The organism is Burkholderia sp. BCC1638 (assembly GCF_902833195.1).
Lineage (GTDB): Bacteria > Pseudomonadota > Gammaproteobacteria > Burkholderiales > Burkholderiaceae > Burkholderia > Burkholderia diffusa.
In genome coordinates this window covers 333,345-351,346 of sequence record NZ_CADFEC010000003.1, presented here as the reverse complement: position 1 = coordinate 351,346, position 18,002 = coordinate 333,345, and the positions used below count along the sequence as shown (strand labels likewise).

Genomic DNA, 18,002 nt, shown 5'->3' with positions numbered 1-18,002 from the left:
GAGCAGACCCTGTCACGCGCGCGGCGCGGCAAGCGGTTCACCCGCCTGCCGCGCCGCGTGCGTTTCGTCCCGACGAAGTCCGAAGCATTCCTCGGCGCGGCCCCGCGCGCACGCATTTCGCGCTCCTGTAGAATCCCCCCACCCGCTTTGACGCTTCGTCTGCGTCGTGCCCCATCCCGGTGCGACGGTGCGTGTCGCGTGCCCATCCGGCGCTCGGCACACGCTCGACGACGCAAGCCGCGCCTTGCCAGTCCATGCCGATAGCGGGTTCTGGAGACGCAGCACCGACAACAACATTCGAAAACCGATCGTCCTGACCATGCAAGCTTCCGAATTGAGCGGCGTGCCTCGCGCCGCCGAACGCGCGCTCACGCGCAGCGACTATAAAACTCTTGGCCTTGCCGCACTCGGCGGCGCTCTCGAGTTCTACGACTTCATCATCTTCGTGTTCTTCGCACCCGCGATCGGACAGCTGTTCTTCCCGCACGACATTCCCGACTGGCTGCGCCAGTTGCAAACGTTCGGCATCTTCGCGGCCGGTTATCTCGCGCGCCCGCTCGGCGGCGTGATCATGGCGCACTTCGGCGACCTGTTCGGCCGCAAGCGGATGTTCACGCTGAGCGTGCTGATGATGTCGGTGCCGACGCTGCTGATGGGCCTGCTGCCGACCTACGACTCGATCGGCATCCTCGCGCCGGTGTTGCTGCTGCTGTTCCGCGTGCTGCAGGGCGCGGCGGTCGGCGGCGAAGTGCCGGGCGCATGGGTGTTCGTGTCGGAGCACGTGCCGTCGCGCCACATCGGCTATGCGTGCGGCACGCTGACCGCGGGCCTCACGGCCGGCATCCTGCTCGGCTCGCTGGTCGCCGCCGGCATCAACAGCCGTTACTCGGGCGCCGAAGTCACCGCGTTCGCGTGGCGCATTCCGTTCCTGCTCGGCGGCGTGTTCGGCCTGTTCTCCGTGTACCTGCGCCGCTGGCTGCACGAGACGCCGGTGTTCGCCGAGATGAAGGCGAAGAAGGCGCTCGCGGCCGAGATTCCGCTGAAGGCCGTGCTGCGCGACCACGGCCGCGCGGTAATCGTGTCGATGCTGCTCACGTGGATGTTGTCGGCGGCGATCGTCGTCGTGATCCTGATGACGCCCGCGCTGCTGCAGAAGCAGTTTCACCTGACGCCCGCGACCACGCTGTTCGCGAACAGCATCGCGACGCTGTGCCTGACGGCCGGCTGCATCACCGCCGGCTCGCTCGCGGGCTGGATCGGCGCGAAGCGTGTGCTGGGCATCGGCGGCCTCGTGCTGGCCGCGTGCTACTACCTGCTGTTCGCGCAGGTCGCGGCCGACGCGTCGACGCTGCCGCTGTACTACGGGATCGCCGGCTTCGCGGTCGGCACGATCGGCGCGGTGCCGTTCGTGATGGTGAAAAGCTTCCCGGCCGTCGTGCGCTTTTCGGGCATCTCGTTCTCGTACAACGTCGCGTATGCGATCTTCGGCGGCCTGACGCCGGTGATCGTGTCGCTGATGATGAAGTCGAACCCGCTCGCGCCGGTCGTGTATGTCGCGACGATCTGCGTGCTCGGCGCGATCGCCGTGCAGTTCTCGAAGGATGCGAAGGACCTGAAGGACGCACGCTGAACCCCGGCGCGCATGCGCCCGCTGGATGAACAAAGGGCCGAATCCCGCGGCGTGCGGGATTCGGCCCTTTTGATTTGGTTCAGCGCGGCGCGCGACGTGCGTGCGTCGCGCCGTTCAGCCCGGTTCGACTCAGCGCAGCGCGCCGTACGACGAACTCGGCCGGCGCAGCGCGTCGATACTCGCGCCGCCCGCGCCGGTCACGAACAGCAGCAGGAAGCCGCCGGCGATCGCGATGTTCTTCCAGAAGTGGATCACCATGTCGTGCTGGACCGCGGCGTCCGTCGCGTCCCAGAAATTGTGTCCGACCATCGCGGTCGCGACCGTATAGAACGCCATCAGCAATGCAAGCGGCTTCACCTTGTAGCCGACGATCAGCAGCAGGCCGCCGAGCGCTTCGATCGTGACGACGACCGGGCCCATCACCTGCGGATAGGGCACGTTCAGCCCATGCAGATAGCCGATGAAATCGCTGTAGCCGAGCAGCTTCATCACGCCGCCCCACAAGAACAACGCCGCCAGCGCCAGGCGTGCGAAAAAAATGACGCCGGAATCGACGGAACGCGTCATGCCACTCTCCTCGTATGCAAATCGGCCGTCCGCGCGAGGCATGCCCGCGCGGTTCGGAGCCGCGCGGCCCTGTCGGGCCCGCGGCAAATGGGCCAGCATAGAGGGTCTTTTCGCGGTGTCCAAGAAAAAGGTTGTAGCAAATCTTTACACCGCGGCGACGACGCAGGCATGACGGCACCACGAAGAACAACGCCCGGCCGCCGCCGCGAATAAAGGGAACGAGCCTTAACCGGCGTCGCTCAGCAGCACGCCTTTCTTGAACAGGAAGCAGCCGTAGCCGCGCAGCTCGCCGGTGACGATCACCGCATACGCCTGCTGCGCGCGCTCGTAGAACGCGAATCGATCGACGCCCACGAGCGGCACGACGCGCCCTTCCGCGCGATCGATTTCGGCCTGCACTTCGCGCTGCACGGGCGGCACCGCGGCCGGATCGCCGACCACTTCCATCCGCCACGCGGGCGTCTCGACGAACGTGTCGAGCGGCAACACGGACAGCACCGCGCGCGCGACGCGCGCCGAGTCGGCGCCGTCGATGCGCAGCGCGCGACCGACTACCGTGTGCTCGGCGACGGATTCCGCCGGAAAATTCGCATCGCAAATCGCCACTTCATCTCCGTGGCCCATCGCGCGCAGCGTGTGCAGGATGTCGGCGTGCAGCAGAGGATCGAGATTCTTCAGCATGTGGGCAAGTCTCCGGGATCGGGAACGAATGGCATAAGTTACCCGATCCCGGCGGCCGCAGGGCATGCATCGCTCACGTCACGACGCCGCTGCCGGCATTTCGTCGATGAAACCCGTGACCGACTTCAGGCGGCCCGACGCATCGACGGTGCCGAAATCGGAACCCTTCACGATCGCCACGCCGTCGGGCGACACGAGCGCCCACGAGAAGCGCAGATGCTGGCCGAACCCGTCGACGTCGGTCGTGCGGCGGAATCGGAACGCGGGGAAGCGCGCCTGCACCGCGGCGATCATCGTGTCGATGCCCGCGTGGCCGTCGCCGGCCATCAGCGGATCGCGATAGGCCGCATCGCTCGCGTAGGTCGCATCGATCAGCGCGCGCCGGCGTGCGACGTCGGGCTCGTTCCACGCGTCGAAATAGCGGTCGATCAGGTCGGCGTGTGCGGACTGGACGGTTTGGGCGGTGTTCATGCGAGGCTCCTGGTCTGGATGAAGGAAGGACAGCGCCGCGGACGTTTCGTGTTCGCGTGCCGCCATCGTCGCCGGCCTCGCATGGGCGGTCGATTACGTTCGAGGTAAGGAAATCGCGTCGCCGCAATCAAAAACGGGCGCCCGACGGCGCCCGCATCGTCTGCCGTTGCCATCGCGCGCGTCAGGTCACCGGCGCCGGATTGAACAGCGTCAGCGCATTCGCGAGCTTCCATTGCTCGGCCCACGTGCGGCGCTTGCCGCTCGCGACGTCGAGCATCAACCGGAACAGCTCCCAGCCCACGTCCTCGATCGAGGCCGCGCCGGTCGCGATCTGCCCCGCGTCGAGATCCATCAGGTCGTGCCAGCGCCGCGCGAGATCGCTGCGCGTCGCGACCTTGATCACCGGCACCTGCGCGAGGCCGTACGGCGTGCCGCGGCCGGTCGTGAAAACGTGCAGGTTCATCCCCGCCGCGAGCTGCAGCGTGCCGCAGATGAAATCGCTCGCGGGCGTCGCCGCGTACAGCAGCCCCTTCTGCCGCGCCCGATCGCCGGGACGCACGACGCCGGCGATCGGCGCGCTGCCCGACTTCACGATCGAACCCATTGCCTTCTCGACGATGTTCGACAGGCCGCCCTTCTTGTTGCCGGGCGTCGTGTTCGCGCTGCGATCGACGCGGCCGCGCTGCAGGTAGCGGTCGTACCAGTCCATCTCGCGGATGATCTCGCGGGCGACGTCCTCGTTCGCCGCGCGCGACGTGAGCTGCGCGACGCCGTCGCGCACTTCGGTCACTTCCGAGAACATGATCGTCGCTCCCGCGCGCACGAGCAGGTCGGCCGCGAAGCCGACCGCCGGGTTCGCGGTCAGCCCCGAGAACGCGTCACTGCCGCCGCACTGCACGCCGACGACGAGATCGGACGCCGGACAGGTTTCGCGACGGCGGCGGTTCAGCCGCTCGAGATGCGATTCGGCCATCGTCATGATCGAGTCGATCATCGAGTTGAAGCCGACGTGCGCGGCGTCCTGCAGGCACACGACGCCGCCGTTGTCCGTCGCGCCGTCGGCCGCCAGCGGAATCGCGCCGGGCGGCAGCAGGCGCTCCGGCTGCAGCTTCTCGCAGCCGAGGCTCACCGTCATCACCTCGCCGCCGAAGTTCGGGTTCAGGCTGATGTTGCGCAGCGTGCGGATCGGGATGTCGGCATCGGGCGCATCGATCGCGACGCCGCAGCCATACGTGTGCTCGAGCCCGACCACGTCGTCGACATTCGGGTAACGCGGCAGCAGTTCGTCCTTGATCCGCTTCACCGCATGCTCGACGACGCCCGACACGCACTGCACGGTCGTCGTGATCGCGAGGATGTTGCGCGTGCCGACCGAACCGTCGGGATTGCGAAAGCCCTCGAACGTATAGCCTTCGAGCGGCGCCAGCGGCGGCGCGGCGCGCGTGGCGAGCGGCAGGTCGTCGAGCCCCGGCGGCTCGGGCATGCGCATCGTGCGCTCGTTGACCCAGCTGCCGCGGCGCAGCTCGGCGAGCGCGTAGCCGATCACGACGTTGTAGCGGACGATCGGGTCGCCGGCCGCGAGGTCGACCAACGCAACCTTGTGCCCTTGCGGCACGCCTTCGCGCAGCGTCAGGCCGTCGGCGAAGGTCGCGCCCTCGGGCAGGCCGCCGTCGTTGACGACGATCGCGACGTTGTCGTCCGGGTGCACGCGGATATAAAGCGGGGAAGCAGTCATTGGAATTCCTGGAAGGCTACCAGCCAAATCGTTAGTCATCATACGACATTCGACATCAACCCGCGATGCTGCGTAAACCCTTATCCGGAAAGACCCTACCCTTTACCCGCCGGCAAACCGCTTGCGCTGCGCTTTCCTGCGTTGTACGATGACATACAACGACATCGCCAATATGGCTCGGATGGCGTACCCGACGAACCCAGCCCTCGCGCTAGACGGACGACCCAACCATGACCTCACCGCAAGAACTCAAACAGATCATCTCCCACGGCCTGCTGTCGTTTCCGCTGACGGACTTCGACGCGGACGGCAGCTTCCGCCCGACCACCTATGCCGAGCGTCTGGAATGGCTGGCGCCGTATGGCGCGACCGCGCTGTTCGCGGCCGGCGGCACCGGTGAATTCTTCTCGCTCACGCAGCGCGAGTATTCGGACGTGATCCGCGTCGCGACGGAAACCTGCAAGGGCAAGGTGCCGATCCTGGCTGGCGCCGGCGGCGGCACGCGCGTCGCGATCGAATATGCGCAGGAAGCCGAGCGCCTCGGCGCGAGCGGCGTGCTGCTGATGCCGCACTACCTGACCGAAGCCAGCCAGGAAGGCATCGCCGAACACGTCGAGCAAGTGTGCCGCGCGCTGAAGATCGGCGTCGTGGTGTACAACCGCGCGAATTCGAAGCTGAACGCCGACATGCTCGAGCGCCTCGCCGACCGCTGCCCGAACCTGATCGGCTTCAAGGACGGCGTCGGCGAAATCGAGAGCATGGTCACGATCCGCCGCCGCCTCGGCGACCGCTTCGCGTACCTCGGCGGCCTGCCGACGGCCGAAGTCTATGCGGCCGCGTACAAGGCGCTCGGCGTGCCGGTGTACTCGTCGGCCGTATTCAACTTCATCCCGAAGACGGCGATGGCGTTCTACGAAGCGATCGCGAAGGACGACCACGCAACGGTCGGCCGCCTGATCGACGAATTCTTCCTGCCGTACCTGAAGATCCGCAACCGTCGCGCGGGCTACGCGGTCAGCATCGTGAAGGCAGGCGCGAAGCTCGTCGGCCACGACGCGGGCCCGGTACGCGCGCCGCTCGTCGACCTGACCGACGCCGAAATGGCCGAACTGGACGTGCTGATCAGGAAGATGGGCCCGCAGTAAGCGGAAATGGCCGGCGCGGCGCCTTCGACGGCACCGCGGCCGGCTTGTTGCCTGTGTTGCATCGCGGCCGGCGCCTGCCGGCCGCGGTCGTTTGCAGAGGCGGCCATGCCACGCATCCCGCCGCGATGCGCGCGGTCACATCTGCGCGATGACGCCGATGATCCGGTGACGCACGTTGCCGAGCTTGATCCGGGTCGCCTCGATCTGCCCTTGCGCGCCCGTACGCACGCGTTCGCTCGACCCGTCGCCGAGAATCTGCCCCAGCACGTCGCGATCGACGACCGCGTCGAAGAACCGGCCGACCGTGATCGTCGCCGACTGCTTCGCGGTCAGAAGCGCGCTGTTGGCCTGCATCAGCGCTTCGGTGCGCAGGCTCTGGTCGCGGTCGTCGATGTTGCGGCGATGCTCGAGCGCGAACACCAGCGCTTCCATGTCCTGCCGGAAACGGCGCACGGCGAGGCCGAACATGAGCGAATGCGCATCGGAGCCCGTGACGGGCCGCCCCTGGTTGATGGTCACGTCGAATTCGCTGCCGCCCAGGTCGCGCTGGAATTCCAGCAGCGCATTCGCGAGCACGCGCCCTTCGCTGTACTGGCCGATCCGGCTGCGCACCGAATGCGCGACGTCACCGATCGCCTTCCACAAGCCGGCGGCGAACAGGTGGTCGCCGCGCTTGCTGATGTTCATCGGATGGTTCCCTCTTGGAATTTTGTGGTCTCTCAGGCTCGCCTGCGGGCCGGGCGGCCCGAGGCCCCGCTACTGTAGGAGAAATTCCGGCGACGCGGAAGCCATCATGAAAAAAGCGGAGGCAGCCCGCCGGCCGCCCCCGCTTTCATTCCTTCGGCAAGCGGCCCGGCTTCGCGCCGCGCCGCCGCACCGTCACTCCGCCTTTCCGTCCCGCAGCCGCGGAACGCCGAGCGGATTGCTTTCCTGCAGCCCTTCGGGCAGCAGGTCGTCCGGGAAATCCTGATAGCACACGGGCCGCAGGAAACGGTCGATCGCGGTCGCGCCGACCGACGTGACCGCCGGGTTCGACGTCGCCGGGAACGGCCCGCCGTGCACCATCGCGTCGCACACTTCGACGCCGGTCGGGTAGCCGTTGACGAGCAGGCGCCCGGCCTTGCGTTCGAGGATCGGCAGCAGGCGGCGCGCGAGCGGCTTGTCGTCGGCGTCCATCTGCAGCGTGGCCGTCAGCTGGCCCTCGAGTGCGTCGAGCACGTGTGCGACTTCGTCGAGATCACGGCAACGCACGATCAGCGATGCCGGCCCGAACACTTCGTGGCCGAACGCCGGCTCGGCCAGGAACGCCGGCGCGGCGACTTCGTACAGCGCGCCGCCTGCCTGGCATTCGGTCTGCGCCGCCTCGCCCACGCCGACTTCGCGCACGCCCGGCAGTTCGGCCAGCTTGCCGCGGCCATTGCGATACGCATCGGCGATGCCGCTCGTCAGCATCACGCCGGCCGGTTTCTTCGCGAGCGCCTGTGCCGCGACGGACTCGAAGCGGTCGAGATCGGGGCCATCGACCGCCAGCACGAGGCCCGGATTCGTGCAGAACTGGCCGGTGCCGAGCGTCAGCGAATCGACAAAGCCGGTCGCGATCGCGTCGCCGCGCGCGGCCAGCGCGGCCGGGAACAGCACGACCGGGTTGATGCTGCTCATTTCCGCATAGACGGGAATCGGCTGCGGGCGCGCGTTCGCGAGCTGCACGAGCGCCATGCCGCCCTGCCGCGACCCGGTAAAGCCGACGGCCTGCACTGCCGGATGGCTGACGAGCGCCGCGCCGGTCACGCGGCCGGGGCCGATCAGCAGCGAGAAAACGCCGGCCGGCATCCCGCATTTCGCCACCGCGGCGCGGATCGCGCGGCCGACCAGCTCGGACGTGCCGAGGTGCGCCTCATGGGCCTTCACGATCACCGGGCAGCCGGCCGCGAGTGCCGACGCCGTATCGCCGCCGGCCACCGAGAACGCGAGCGGGAAGTTGCTCGCGCCGAACACCGCGACGGGCCCGAGCCCGACCTTCTGCAGCCGCAAGTCCGAGCGCGGCAGCGGCGTGCGCGCGGGCTGCGCGGGATCGATCGACGCGGCGAGGAAGCGTCCGTCGCGCACGACGCGCGCGAACAGCCGGAGCTGGCCGACGGTGCGGCCGCGCTCGCCCTGCAGCCGCGCGACGGGCAGGCCCGTTTCGGCGTGTGCGCGCTCGATCAGCGCGTCGCCGAGCGCGACGATTTCGTCGGCGATCGTTTCGAGAAACGCCGCGCGGGCCGCCAGCGGCTGCGCGCGGTACGCGTCGAACGCGTCGCGCGCAAGCTCGCACGCGCGGTCGACGTCCGCCTGCGTCGCGACGCCGAAGGCCGGCGCATCGATCGGCGCGCCCTTCGTCGGGTCGAACGCGTGCAGGGTACCGGCCGAGCCGGCCACCGCATCGGCGCCGATCAGCATCTCTCCAGTCAGTTGCATGGGGGGTGCTCCGTGTTTCGGGAATGATTGGTTCATTGTAGCTCAACAGATACGATGTCTGCCGACACGATTTCACGATTCGCGCCGATCGTCGATCCTGCCATACTCTGCGCGAAACCCTTATCCCTTCGGGCTTTGCCCAAATGTTGACCATTTCACGCCGCTCTGCAAAGGGAAAACCCGAGGTTTCGGGTTCGGCCAGGCCTTATGAACTTATGGTTATGTCATACGACGACGCATGTCAAAGTACCCAATCAAACCTCCCCTCGCGATCTTCCGATCGATCTTGCACGCACCGCCCGCCGCACCGCCGTGCGCTACTGGATTCTGGCGATGCTGTTCGCCGTCTCGGCGTTCGGCTGGGCATACGTGCTCGCACAATGGCGGAGCGGCTGGCAAAGACGACGGCGGCCGCGCATGAGCGGCCGCCGTTTTTTACATCGCTCAGGCCGCCGAATGCGCGACGCGCAGCATGTCGTGCACGCCGGACGTCATCAGCGCGAGAAACGCGAGCAGGCCGACGTAGAAAAGCGCGTAAGTCGTTTTCGTCTCGACCGAAGTCGTGTAGTACGCGCGGTTCTCCGGCGCGTCGGGATCGTAGCGCCATGCGCGCTTCAACTGCGGCAACGCGAGGATCGCCATCACGATCAAGAGCGGGCTCGGCCGGTACGCGAACAGCGCGATCAGCACGGGCACGCCCGCAAACCAGATGCGCGGGGACAGCACCGCCGTGATGCGCCCGCCGTCGAACGGCGACAGCGGAATCATGTTGAACAGGTTCAGGAAGAAGCCCGTATAGGCGAGCGCGAGCAGCAGGTTGCTGTCGTAGTGCCGCGCGGCCGCGTAGCAGGCCAGCGCGCCGAGCGTGCCGACGAACGGCCCGGCCAACCCGACGTACGCTTCGGTTTCAGCGTCGTGCGGCATCTCCTTCAGCTGGATCCACGCGCCGACGAACGGAATGAACGTCGGCAGCCCGACGTCGAGCCCGCGCCGCTGCGCGGCCACGTAGTGGCCGGCTTCGTGAACCAGCAGCAGCGCGACGAATCCGGCCGCGAAGCGCCATCCGTAGAACAGCGCGTAGACCGCGATCGACGCCAGCATGGTGCCCGCCGACATGAGCACCTTGCCGAGCTTCAGGCCACCGAAGATCAGCAGCAGCAGCTTCGTCATTCCTTGCGCTCCGTGCCGGACACGGCGGCTGCGTCGGTTGCATCGGCGACGACCGGCACGGCCGCCGGCTTCGGCTTGCGCCCGAAGAAGCGCTTCAGCGCCGCGCCGCCCGCCAGCAACGCGACCGCGCCGATCTTGAAGAACTTCACGGCAAACGCGCCGATCAGCGCGAGCAGCCCGAGCTTCTTCGCGCCGACGCCGACGATCAGCGCCGCGAGCCCGTACTCGGCGACGTGGTCGGTCGATTTGTTGAAATCGGCATAGCGCTTGCCGTCGTTGAAGCGGATGTTCGCGAGGAGATCGTCGGCCGAGCCCTTGTACTTCGGCAGATCGGCGAGCGTCGACGCCATCGTCAGCGACAGGTAGCCGTCACGGCCGAGCACGAGCGTCCGGTAGTTCACTCCGTCGCTCTCCGCGTTCGCGGCCGCACCCTTGTCGCGGATGATCGCGGACCACACGAGCCGGTGCGTGGCGGCGTCGTACGCGGGCGCCTGCGCCCAGCCGACCACCTCGGTCTCGGGCAGCCCGCGCTCCTTGCGCGCCGGGTTGTTTTCCTCGGTGCCGGCCTGCAGGTTCTTCAGCAATTCGTCGGGTTTCCAGTCCTTCGCGTCGTCGTCGCGAATGTAGCCGCTCGGCTCGAACGACACGACGGAGATCCAGTCGGCGTTCGGGTCCTCGGGCAGCACGAGGCCGACCAGCTTCGATTCGTCGATCGAGTTGCCCATCGAGCGCAGGTAGCGGCCGGCTTCGGCGGCCGGCACGAACGATTCGCCTTCCTTCAGCTTCAGCACGGCTTCGTGCTTGACGTCGATATCGGCCGGCCCGTTCACGACGACCTTGTTGGCGGCCGCGGCGGCGGCCCTCATTTCGACCTGCGCGGCTTCGGTCTGCGCATGGCCGCTGGTTGCGGCGAGCGCGAGCATCGCCACGCAGGCGACGCGGACGGCGAGTTTTTTCATTGTTGGATTCCCCTGGAATGCCTTGTTGTGAATGTGCGCGGCATCCGGCCCGGGCGTTGTGGTCGCGGGTCCGGTGCCGCCTCTCAGGTGGCACGAGGGCTATGGTAACGCAGCGTCGGCGCGCATCCGGGATCGAAATGCGGGGGCGGAGGAGCGCATCGGGCGGCAGCGGGCGGAGTCGCGATGCACACCCGATGCACATCGATCCGGAATGCTTACCTCGCAGGTAATGCCCGATGCGCGCGGGATTGCCTATCATCCTCGTCATGAACTCGACCGCTGCCCTTCAATCGCTCCCCCCGTCCGCCGGCCGCGCGTCCGGCATCGGCTCGCTGCTGCGCACCTGGCGTCAACGCCGGCGCCTGAGCCAGATGGCCCTCGCGCTGGAGGCCGAAGTGTCCGCGCGGCACCTGAGCTTCGTCGAATCGGGACGCGCGCAGCCGAGCCGGGAGATGGTGCTGCATCTCGCGGAGCGCCTCGACGTGCCGCTGCGCGAGCGCAACGCGCTGCTCGTCGCGGCCGGCTATGCGCCGCTGTTTCGCGAGCGGCCCTTCTCCGATCCGCAGCTCGATGCGGCGCGCCACGCGGTCGAAGCCGTGCTGCGCGGCCACGAGCCCTACCCGGCACTCGCGGTGGATCGCCACTGGACGCTGCTCGCCGCGAACCGGATGCTGGGCGCGCTGGTCGCGCAGGCCGATCCGGCGCTCCTGCGGCCGCCCGTCAACGTGCTGCGCCTGAGTTTGCATCCTGACGGCCTCGCGCCGCAGATCGTCAACTGGCACGAATGGCGCGCGCATATCCTGCACCGGCTGCAACGGCAGATCGACGCGAGCGGCGACCGCGCGCTCCATGCGCTGCGCGACGAACTCGCCGCGTATCCGGCACCGGCCGGCCAGCCCGACGACACGCATGCGCGCGCCGACTACGCGGACATCGCGGTGCCGCTGCGGCTGCGCACGGCCGCCGGCGAACTGACGTTCTTCAGCACGACGACGGTGTTCGGCACGCCGGTCGACGTCACGCTGTCGGAACTCGCGATCGAGGCGTTTTTCCCGGCGAATCCGGAAACGGTGGACGCGATGCGCGCGCTGGCGGATGCGCTGCCGGCTTAGTGAGCATCGTCAACGACGCTCGAACGCCAGCTTCACGCCCAGCCCGAGGAGGACCACACCGCTCACCCGGTGCATGCGGGTCAGGATGCGCGGATTGCGCCGGATCGACGTCGACAGCAGGCCGGCGAACAGCGCGACCGGCCCCTTGACGAGAAACGTCAGGCCGGCAAACGTCGTGCCGAGCACGAACAGCGACACCATCGGATGCGCGGCGCCCGCGGGCACGAACTGCGGCAGAAACGCAAGATAGAACAGCGCGATCTTCGGATTCGACACGTTGGACAGCGCGCCCTGCGCGAACGTGCGCAACCCGGACGCCGTCGCGTCGCGACCGCTCGCGAGCGTCAGCTCGCCGGACGAACGCAGCAGCGTGATGCCGAGGTACAGCAGGTACAGCGCGCCGATCATCTTCAATGCAGTGAACAGCCATTCGGATGCCTGAAGAAGCGCGCCCAGCCCGAGCGTCGCGAGCATCGTATGCACGAGCAGCCCGACGCTGACGCCCGCAGCGGTCACGAGGCCCGCCCGCGTGCCGCCGGATAGCGTGCGCGACATCACGAGCACCATGTCCTGGCCCGGTGTCAGAATGATCAGAAGGGAGGTGGCCATGAACGGCAACCAGGCTACGTGCGGCATCGGGATTCTCCTGAAAGCGGCACCGGGAGCGACGGACGGGAATCGCACATGCCTCCGGGGCCGGGCAGTCATCGGATTATCGGCAACTTGCCGTGGAGAATGGCTGCGAAATTGGCTACTTTCGATTTGCAAATTGGCGTTATTCTCCATCATCGACATCATTGGTAGCCAAAAATGCCAATCAAGCTGGACGCCATCGACCGGCGCATTTTGCGTGCGCTGCAACGAAACTCGAACCAGACGAATGCCGAGCTCGCGCAGCAGGCCGGCCTCTCGCCCACGCCCTGCCTGCGCCGCGTTCACCTGCTCGAGGAACAGGGCGTCATCGACGCATACGTCGCCCTGCTGAACCCGGCAGCCGTCGAGCTGCGATTCACGGCATTCGTGCGCGTCACGCTGGAACGCCAGGACAAGACCACCGTCGAACGCTTCGCGCGCGAGATGGAGCAGGCGCCCGAGGTGCTCGAATGCCACCTGATGGCCGGCAGCTACGACTATCTGCTGCGCGTCATCGCGAGGGATCTGGACGATTACCAGCGCTTTCAGATGGAGACGCTCACCCAGATCGAAGGCGTACGCAACGTCGAAACCGAGATTCCGCTGAAGCGCATCAAGCAGACGGTGCGTCTGCCGATCTAGGCATGTGGAAAGGCGACGACGTGCGTGCTGCCGTCATCGGATCGATGCGGCAGAACACTGCAATGACGTCCGTTCATACAAGATCCTGAAATGCCGTTCGCCACCCGGGGCCACACCGGTGGCTGCACCCGATTTTCTCCGGCACCTTCTTCATCGTTCTCGGCATTTCGTTCCTGGCGGCCGTCTCAGTCCTGCTTGGGATCGTTGCACTGGCGTTGCTTCCGCCTGTACGACGATCGTTTCGTGTACATCGGCGACGCTCCACCGTCGTCCTCACCGCGCTGTGCGTGATGAGCAGCTTCGTCGTCTTGATGGCGGCGATCGGGCGGCGGGCCGAGGCGAACATCAGAAAGGAAGAAGCCGCAAAGCATCCGGCGCTCGAGAAGAGCGCGCGTCTGCTGCGCATCGATATGCCACCCGGTACGCGGCTGTCGCTCTCGCGCGCCGGCGACACGAAATCGATCGAGAAAGCCGAGTTCCCGCACGCGGTCGATGTCTACGGCATTCCCGCCGTCGCAATGACGGTCGGGACGGAATTCGACGATGAAGCGCCGCACGACGAGACGCCTACCCGCATGAGCGAGCCACACCGCCTGCCCGCCGCCGCATCACGCCCTTCACCGACCGAATTTCTCCCGAAACATAGCGTTCAGACGCCGCGGCAAACATAGGCTCGGCCGAGGCCCATCAAAATGCGTCGTCGCGGCTCGAGCTTCGAGCCCCCGAAGCCCGGAAGTGGCCGCGGCCGAAGCACGTAGCTGCGATCCGTGCGCGGTTCTTGTCTCTTCAATACCGGCGAATGTCGAATTTGATTAGCAGAACTTTTGTTTTCCGGATGGACGGGCAGCACCTGTCATGAAAGAGACGCGAACGATTCGATGCGAACGTGAAATCGTGCGCAGACCGTGCAAAACACAACACGACTTTTACATTGAGCCTGGGAACACGAAATGAACAAGCATCAACGAGGGTTGGAACTTTCCGCACGACGCGCACCGAAGAAGTCGAAGGCCACGCTTGCCGTCGCGGTCGGTGCCGCCATGGTCGCATTCGCCGCTTCCGCGCCCGCGCGGGCCGACTACGTGCAGAACGGCACGTCGACAGAAACGTCGGGCGGCTGCGTCGGCAACATCGCGATCTCGGGAAGCGGCACGTATCCGGCGACCGCAACGGGTTGCGACAACGTGGCAATCGGCACCGCGGCGGTAGCGAACTCCGGTTCGTCGACCGGCGCCTATAGCGAAACCGTCGCGATCGGCCGCATGGCCGGCGCGACCGGCACGCAGGCAACTGCGGTCGGCGGCAATTCCACCGCCACCGGAGACCACGCAACGGCGCTCGGCGCGCTTACCCGCGCAACCGGTATCCAGGCGACGGCGGTCGGCGACGGCGCGATCGCCAACGGCGCCACCGCGTCGGCATTCGGTCAGGGTGCCTCGGCCGTCGACCAGGCAACGGCGGTCGGACAAGGCGCGAGCGCGACCGCGACGTTCTCGACGGCGGTCGGCAAAGGCAGCGTGGCGGCCGGCGGGACGGCCCTCGGCTTCCAGGCGAACGCCGGCGCCAACGATGCGGTCGCGCTCGGCATCGACAGCTCGGCGTCCGCAACCGGCAGCGTGGCCATCGCCCGCGCGACGGCATCCGCCGTGAACGCGGTCGCCATCGGCGAAGGCGCGAACGCCGCCGACGCGAACTCCGTCGCATTGGGCTCGAACGCAGCGACGCGCGCGTTCACGACCGTGAGCAGCGTAACGCTCGACGGCGTCAGCTACAGCGGCTTCGCGGGCACGCCGGTCGGTGTGGTCAGCGTCGGCAGCGCCGGCGCCGAGCGGCAGATCGTGAACGTCGCGGCCGGTGCAATCAGCGCAACCAGCACGGACGCCGTCAACGGTTCGCAGCTGTTCTCGATCGCAAGCCAAGTTTCGACGTTGACGACGGATCTCGCGGCGCTGACGACCACCGTCGGCAAGATCTCGTCGAGCGTCCCGAGCGGCACGGTGACGGACCCGACGGACACCGCGATTGGCACGAATACGTCGGTCACGGCGACGAACGGAACGGCGGTCGGCAACGGCTCGAACGTCTCGGGCGACAACGGTACGGCGGTCGGCGTGAATTCGACCGTCACCGCGACGAACGGCACGGCCATCGGCACGAATTCGAAGGTCACCGCCACGAACGGCACGGCCGTCGGCACCGGCTCGAATGTTTCCGGCACGGACTCCACCGCGATCGGCACGAACAGCCGCGCGAGCGCCAACAATGCCGTGGCGTTGGGCGCGAACTCGGTCGCGGATCGCGACAACACGGTCTCGATCGGCGCGCCGGGTGCAGAACGCCAGTTGACCAACGTGGCCGACGGCACTGCACCGACGGACGGTGTCAACGTGCGCCAGTTGAACGGCGCGATCAATTCGGTTCGCGAAGAAATGTCGAAGTACCGCAAGGACGCGAACGCTGGCACAGCGAGCGCGATCGCGATGGCCAACGTGCCGCAGGCCGTGCTGCCCGGCGAGAAGGTCGTTGCGCTCGGCGGCGGCACGTACGGCGGTCAAAGCGCGATGGCGGTCGGCCTGTCGGTCGCGACGACGAAATGGCTCGTCAAAGGCTCGATCACGACGGCGGTGTCGGGCCACGGCTCGTTCGGCGCCGGCGCGGGCGTCGGCTATCGCTGGTAGGCGACACCGAGCTGCGTAGCGTCGGCGGACGGCTTGCCGACGCTACGTATACAGCGACGCCTGCGGCAATTCCCCCGTCAACGCGAACCGGCCGACGTCGCGCAGCCGGTAGTCGAGCGGATCGTGCAGCGTATGCGTGCGCGCGTTGCGCCAGAAGCGGTCGAGGCCGAGCGATGCGGCCGTCGCGCGCGCGCCGCACGCATCGAACAGCGCCTCGCCGTTGTCGAGCGCCGCGCGCTGCGCGACGATCTTCGCGTCCGACACCGCGAGCGCCACTTCGGCACGTTCGTCGGCCGTCAGCGCGTCGCGCCGCGTCCATGCGCGCTGCAACGCGACGGCCGCGCGATCGGCCAGCGACGCCGCCGCAACCGCCTGCACACGCATGTCGCCGAAGCGCTGCAGCGTATAGGGATCGTCGCTCGCCTGCGCGACGCCCGAGTTAATCCACGGCCGGCCGTGCGCCAGCACGTATTCGCGCGCCTCGGCCAGCGCGCCTTCCGCAAGCCCGACGAACAGGTTCGTCAACACGAGCTGCGACACCAGCGTGCGCAGCGTCGCGCGCGGCGTCGGCGGCGTCTCGGACCGGTGCAGCACGTCGTCCGGCGCGAGCGTCACGCCGTCGAAGCGCACGCTGCCGCTGTCGGTCTGGCGCTGACCGACGGGATCCCAGTCTTCGTTGACCGTGATCCCGTCGCGATCGGTCGGCACGACGCCGAACACGGCTCGGCCCGTTTCCGGATCGTGCGCGGACACGGTCATCCGCTGCGAGCCGCGCGTGCCCGAGCAGAATCCCTTCACGCCGTCGAGCCGGTAGCCGCCGTCCGGCGTCGCGGTCGCCACCAGCCGCGTGTCGAGCGGGTTCACGGCATTGCCCCACCACCAGCGATGCGCGACCGTGCCGCGCAGATAGCGTTCGCGCTGCGCCGCACTGCCCCACACGTCGACGCTCACCACCTGCAGGACCTGGAACCCGACCAAATGCGCGAGCGCGCTGTCGACGCGCGCGATCCGCCGGATCGTGTCGTAGATCGCGGGCCACTCGGCTTCCTGTCCGCCGAATTCGCGCGGCACCGCGAGCGTCAGCAGGCCCGCGTCGGCGAGCCGCTGCTTCTCGTCGGCCGCATGACCGCCCGCGCGGTCGCGCGCCGCGGCCGTCGCACGCAGCGCGTCGATCGCACGCGCCAGCGCGTCGGCGTCGATCGCGCGTGCGTCGGAGTCCGGCGCCAGCGTCGCCGGGCCGCGAGGGTCGTTCATGCGACGGCTTCCTGTGCAACGATTGCGTGCGCAACTATATCGCTCGACAGCGGAACCAGCGCGCCGAGTCGACGGCCGGTCAGCCGCGACAGGATCTCGCGCCGCCAGTCGTCGTAGATCGCGCGGTATTCGGCGATGTCCGCACCGAACACGTGCGCGGTATGCGCGTATTCATCGTGCAGATAGCCGTCGAGCCGTTCCTGCATTTCCTCGTCGGCGGCGATCACGCGATCGATCAGCGCGTCGCGCTCGGCGGCCGGCAGCGCCTTCAACGTGTCGAACCACCACTGGACGATCTGCACGCGATGCCACTCCTCGTCCGGTCGAATCCGGTTCTCGCCGTGCTCGCGCATCGCACCGTCGGCGATGCGGCCGGTCTTGCGCTGGATCCACAGCTTCGCGAGGATGTGCAGTTCGTAATGCCATTCGAACGCGAGAAAACCCGCGACGTCGCGCACCGCGATGTCTCCAATGCGTTCCCAGTGCGCGGCGACGAGCCGCTCGACTTCCGGCAGCGGATCGCGGCCCGTCAGTTCGGTCACGCGTTCGCGACCGATCACGGCGTGCGCGCCGTCGTCGCCGAGCTGACGCGACAGGATCAGCTGGAAATGCGGGTCGTCGCGGAACAGCGTGTCGATCGCCTTCGCGACGACCTGCACGATGAACAGGTCGTGCGACGCCATCTTCGTGTAGTAGTCGGCGACGGCGGCCCGTTCATCTTCATCGCGAGGCTCGCGCGGCGGTGTCGCCAGCTTGTCCGGGAAGTCGGGGCGATGGCGTCGCGCGACATCCAGAAACAGCGCTTCCTCGAATTGTCCGTTCCATTCGCGCGGCGCGCCGATAGGTAGGGTCATGGGTATCGTTCTCT

General features: G+C 67.6%; 17 protein-coding genes and 1 pseudogene. 7 read left to right on the top strand and 11 right to left on the bottom strand.

Annotated elements, in window-relative coordinates; genetic code table 11:
* The first annotated feature begins 319 nt into the window (after positions 1–319).
* Entirely contained in the window at positions 320–1,630 is a 1,311-nt protein-coding gene (locus tag HWX22_RS05190) for an MFS transporter (RefSeq protein WP_059528387.1), read from the top strand.
* Between the two features lie 129 nt (positions 1,631–1,759).
* Here the strand turns inward: HWX22_RS05190 and HWX22_RS05185 are convergent, their stop codons facing one another.
* The 4 genes from HWX22_RS05185 to garD all read right to left on the bottom strand — a co-directional run bounded on the left by HWX22_RS05185 (position 1,760) and on the right by garD (position 5,084).
* Positions 1,760–2,197 carry a DoxX family protein gene (locus tag HWX22_RS05185; RefSeq protein ID WP_059814845.1) on the bottom strand — a complete coding sequence of 146 codons (438 nt, stop codon included), beginning with the start codon at positions 2,195–2,197 and terminating at the stop codon, positions 1,760–1,762.
* Positions 2,198–2,422: 225 nt separating this feature from the next.
* A complete protein-coding gene (locus tag HWX22_RS05180; protein WP_059814848.1) occupies positions 2,423–2,878 on the bottom strand; it encodes an RbsD/FucU family protein in 456 nt (151 codons plus the stop codon).
* 78 nt (positions 2,879–2,956) lie between these two features.
* Positions 2,957–3,349, bottom strand: a complete 393-nt coding sequence (locus tag HWX22_RS05175; RefSeq protein ID WP_175908489.1) for a nuclear transport factor 2 family protein — start codon at positions 3,347–3,349, stop codon at positions 2,957–2,959.
* 181 nt (positions 3,350–3,530) lie between these two features.
* Positions 3,531–5,084 (bottom strand): galactarate dehydratase, encoded by a 1,554-nt coding sequence (gene garD, locus HWX22_RS05170; RefSeq protein ID WP_175915150.1) that lies wholly within the window; start codon positions 5,082–5,084, stop codon positions 3,531–3,533.
* A 230-nt stretch (positions 5,085–5,314) separates the two neighbouring features.
* On the opposite strand from garD, the gene kdgD reads away from it, so the two are divergent.
* Positions 5,315–6,229, top strand: coding sequence for a 5-dehydro-4-deoxyglucarate dehydratase (gene kdgD / locus HWX22_RS05165; protein ID WP_059528402.1), 915 nt, complete (start codon positions 5,315–5,317; stop codon positions 6,227–6,229).
* A 135-nt stretch (positions 6,230–6,364) separates the two neighbouring features.
* Here the strand turns inward: kdgD and HWX22_RS05160 are convergent, their stop codons facing one another.
* Both HWX22_RS05160 and HWX22_RS05155 read right to left on the bottom strand, forming a co-directional pair.
* Positions 6,365–6,916 carry a hypothetical protein gene (locus HWX22_RS05160; protein ID WP_175908491.1) on the bottom strand — a complete coding sequence of 184 codons (552 nt, stop codon included), beginning with the start codon at positions 6,914–6,916 and terminating at the stop codon, positions 6,365–6,367.
* A 192-nt stretch (positions 6,917–7,108) separates the two neighbouring features.
* Positions 7,109–8,686 (bottom strand): aldehyde dehydrogenase (NADP(+)), encoded by a 1,578-nt coding sequence (locus HWX22_RS05155; RefSeq protein ID WP_175908492.1) that lies wholly within the window; start codon positions 8,684–8,686, stop codon positions 7,109–7,111.
* A 207-nt stretch (positions 8,687–8,893) separates the two neighbouring features.
* Here HWX22_RS05155 and HWX22_RS31925 point away from each other — a divergent pair.
* Positions 8,894–9,082, top strand: a pseudogene (locus tag HWX22_RS31925) (MFS transporter); the annotation flags it as partial.
* A 48-nt stretch (positions 9,083–9,130) separates the two neighbouring features.
* Here the strand turns inward: HWX22_RS31925 and HWX22_RS05150 are convergent.
* Complete coding sequence (locus HWX22_RS05150; RefSeq protein WP_059508586.1) at positions 9,131–9,856, bottom strand: site-2 protease family protein; 726 nt, start codon at positions 9,854–9,856, stop codon at positions 9,131–9,133.
* On the bottom strand, positions 9,853–10,815 hold the full coding sequence (locus HWX22_RS05145) for a DUF2167 domain-containing protein (RefSeq protein ID WP_175908493.1): 963 nt from the start codon (positions 10,813–10,815) through the stop codon (positions 9,853–9,855). Before HWX22_RS05145 ends, HWX22_RS05150 begins: the two co-directional genes overlap by 4 nt.
* A gap of 266 nt (positions 10,816–11,081) precedes the next feature.
* Between HWX22_RS05145 and HWX22_RS05140 the strand changes: the two genes are divergently transcribed.
* Complete coding sequence (locus HWX22_RS05140; protein ID WP_175908494.1) at positions 11,082–11,927, top strand: helix-turn-helix transcriptional regulator; 846 nt, start codon at positions 11,082–11,084, stop codon at positions 11,925–11,927.
* A 9-nt stretch (positions 11,928–11,936) separates the two neighbouring features.
* Here the strand turns inward: HWX22_RS05140 and HWX22_RS05135 are convergent, their stop codons facing one another.
* A complete protein-coding gene (locus HWX22_RS05135; protein WP_175908495.1) occupies positions 11,937–12,563 on the bottom strand; it encodes a LysE family translocator in 627 nt (208 codons plus the stop codon).
* A gap of 174 nt (positions 12,564–12,737) precedes the next feature.
* Between HWX22_RS05135 and HWX22_RS05130 the strand changes: the two genes are divergently transcribed.
* The 3 genes from HWX22_RS05130 to HWX22_RS05120 all read left to right on the top strand — a co-directional run bounded on the left by HWX22_RS05130 (position 12,738) and on the right by HWX22_RS05120 (position 15,880).
* Positions 12,738–13,202, top strand: coding sequence for an Lrp/AsnC family transcriptional regulator (locus tag HWX22_RS05130; protein WP_175908496.1), 465 nt, complete (start codon positions 12,738–12,740; stop codon positions 13,200–13,202).
* 290 nt (positions 13,203–13,492) lie between these two features.
* Positions 13,493–13,873 carry a hypothetical protein gene (locus tag HWX22_RS05125; protein ID WP_175908497.1) on the top strand — a complete coding sequence of 127 codons (381 nt, stop codon included), beginning with the start codon at positions 13,493–13,495 and terminating at the stop codon, positions 13,871–13,873.
* Positions 13,874–14,152: 279 nt separating this feature from the next.
* On the top strand, positions 14,153–15,880 hold the full coding sequence (locus tag HWX22_RS05120) for a YadA family autotransporter adhesin (protein ID WP_175908498.1): 1,728 nt from the start codon (positions 14,153–14,155) through the stop codon (positions 15,878–15,880).
* 42 nt (positions 15,881–15,922) lie between these two features.
* Here HWX22_RS05120 and HWX22_RS05115 read toward each other — a convergent pair whose 3' ends face one another.
* Positions 15,923–17,134: an acyl-CoA dehydrogenase family protein gene (locus tag HWX22_RS05115; RefSeq protein WP_175915149.1), complete on the bottom strand. Its 1,212-nt coding sequence runs from the start codon at positions 17,132–17,134 to the stop codon at positions 15,923–15,925.
* Positions 17,131–17,988 carry a hypothetical protein gene (locus HWX22_RS05110; protein ID WP_175915148.1) on the bottom strand — a complete coding sequence of 286 codons (858 nt, stop codon included), beginning with the start codon at positions 17,986–17,988 and terminating at the stop codon, positions 17,131–17,133. The genes HWX22_RS05115 and HWX22_RS05110 overlap by 4 nt, the downstream gene beginning before the upstream one ends.
* Positions 17,989–18,002: the final 14 nt, after the last annotated feature.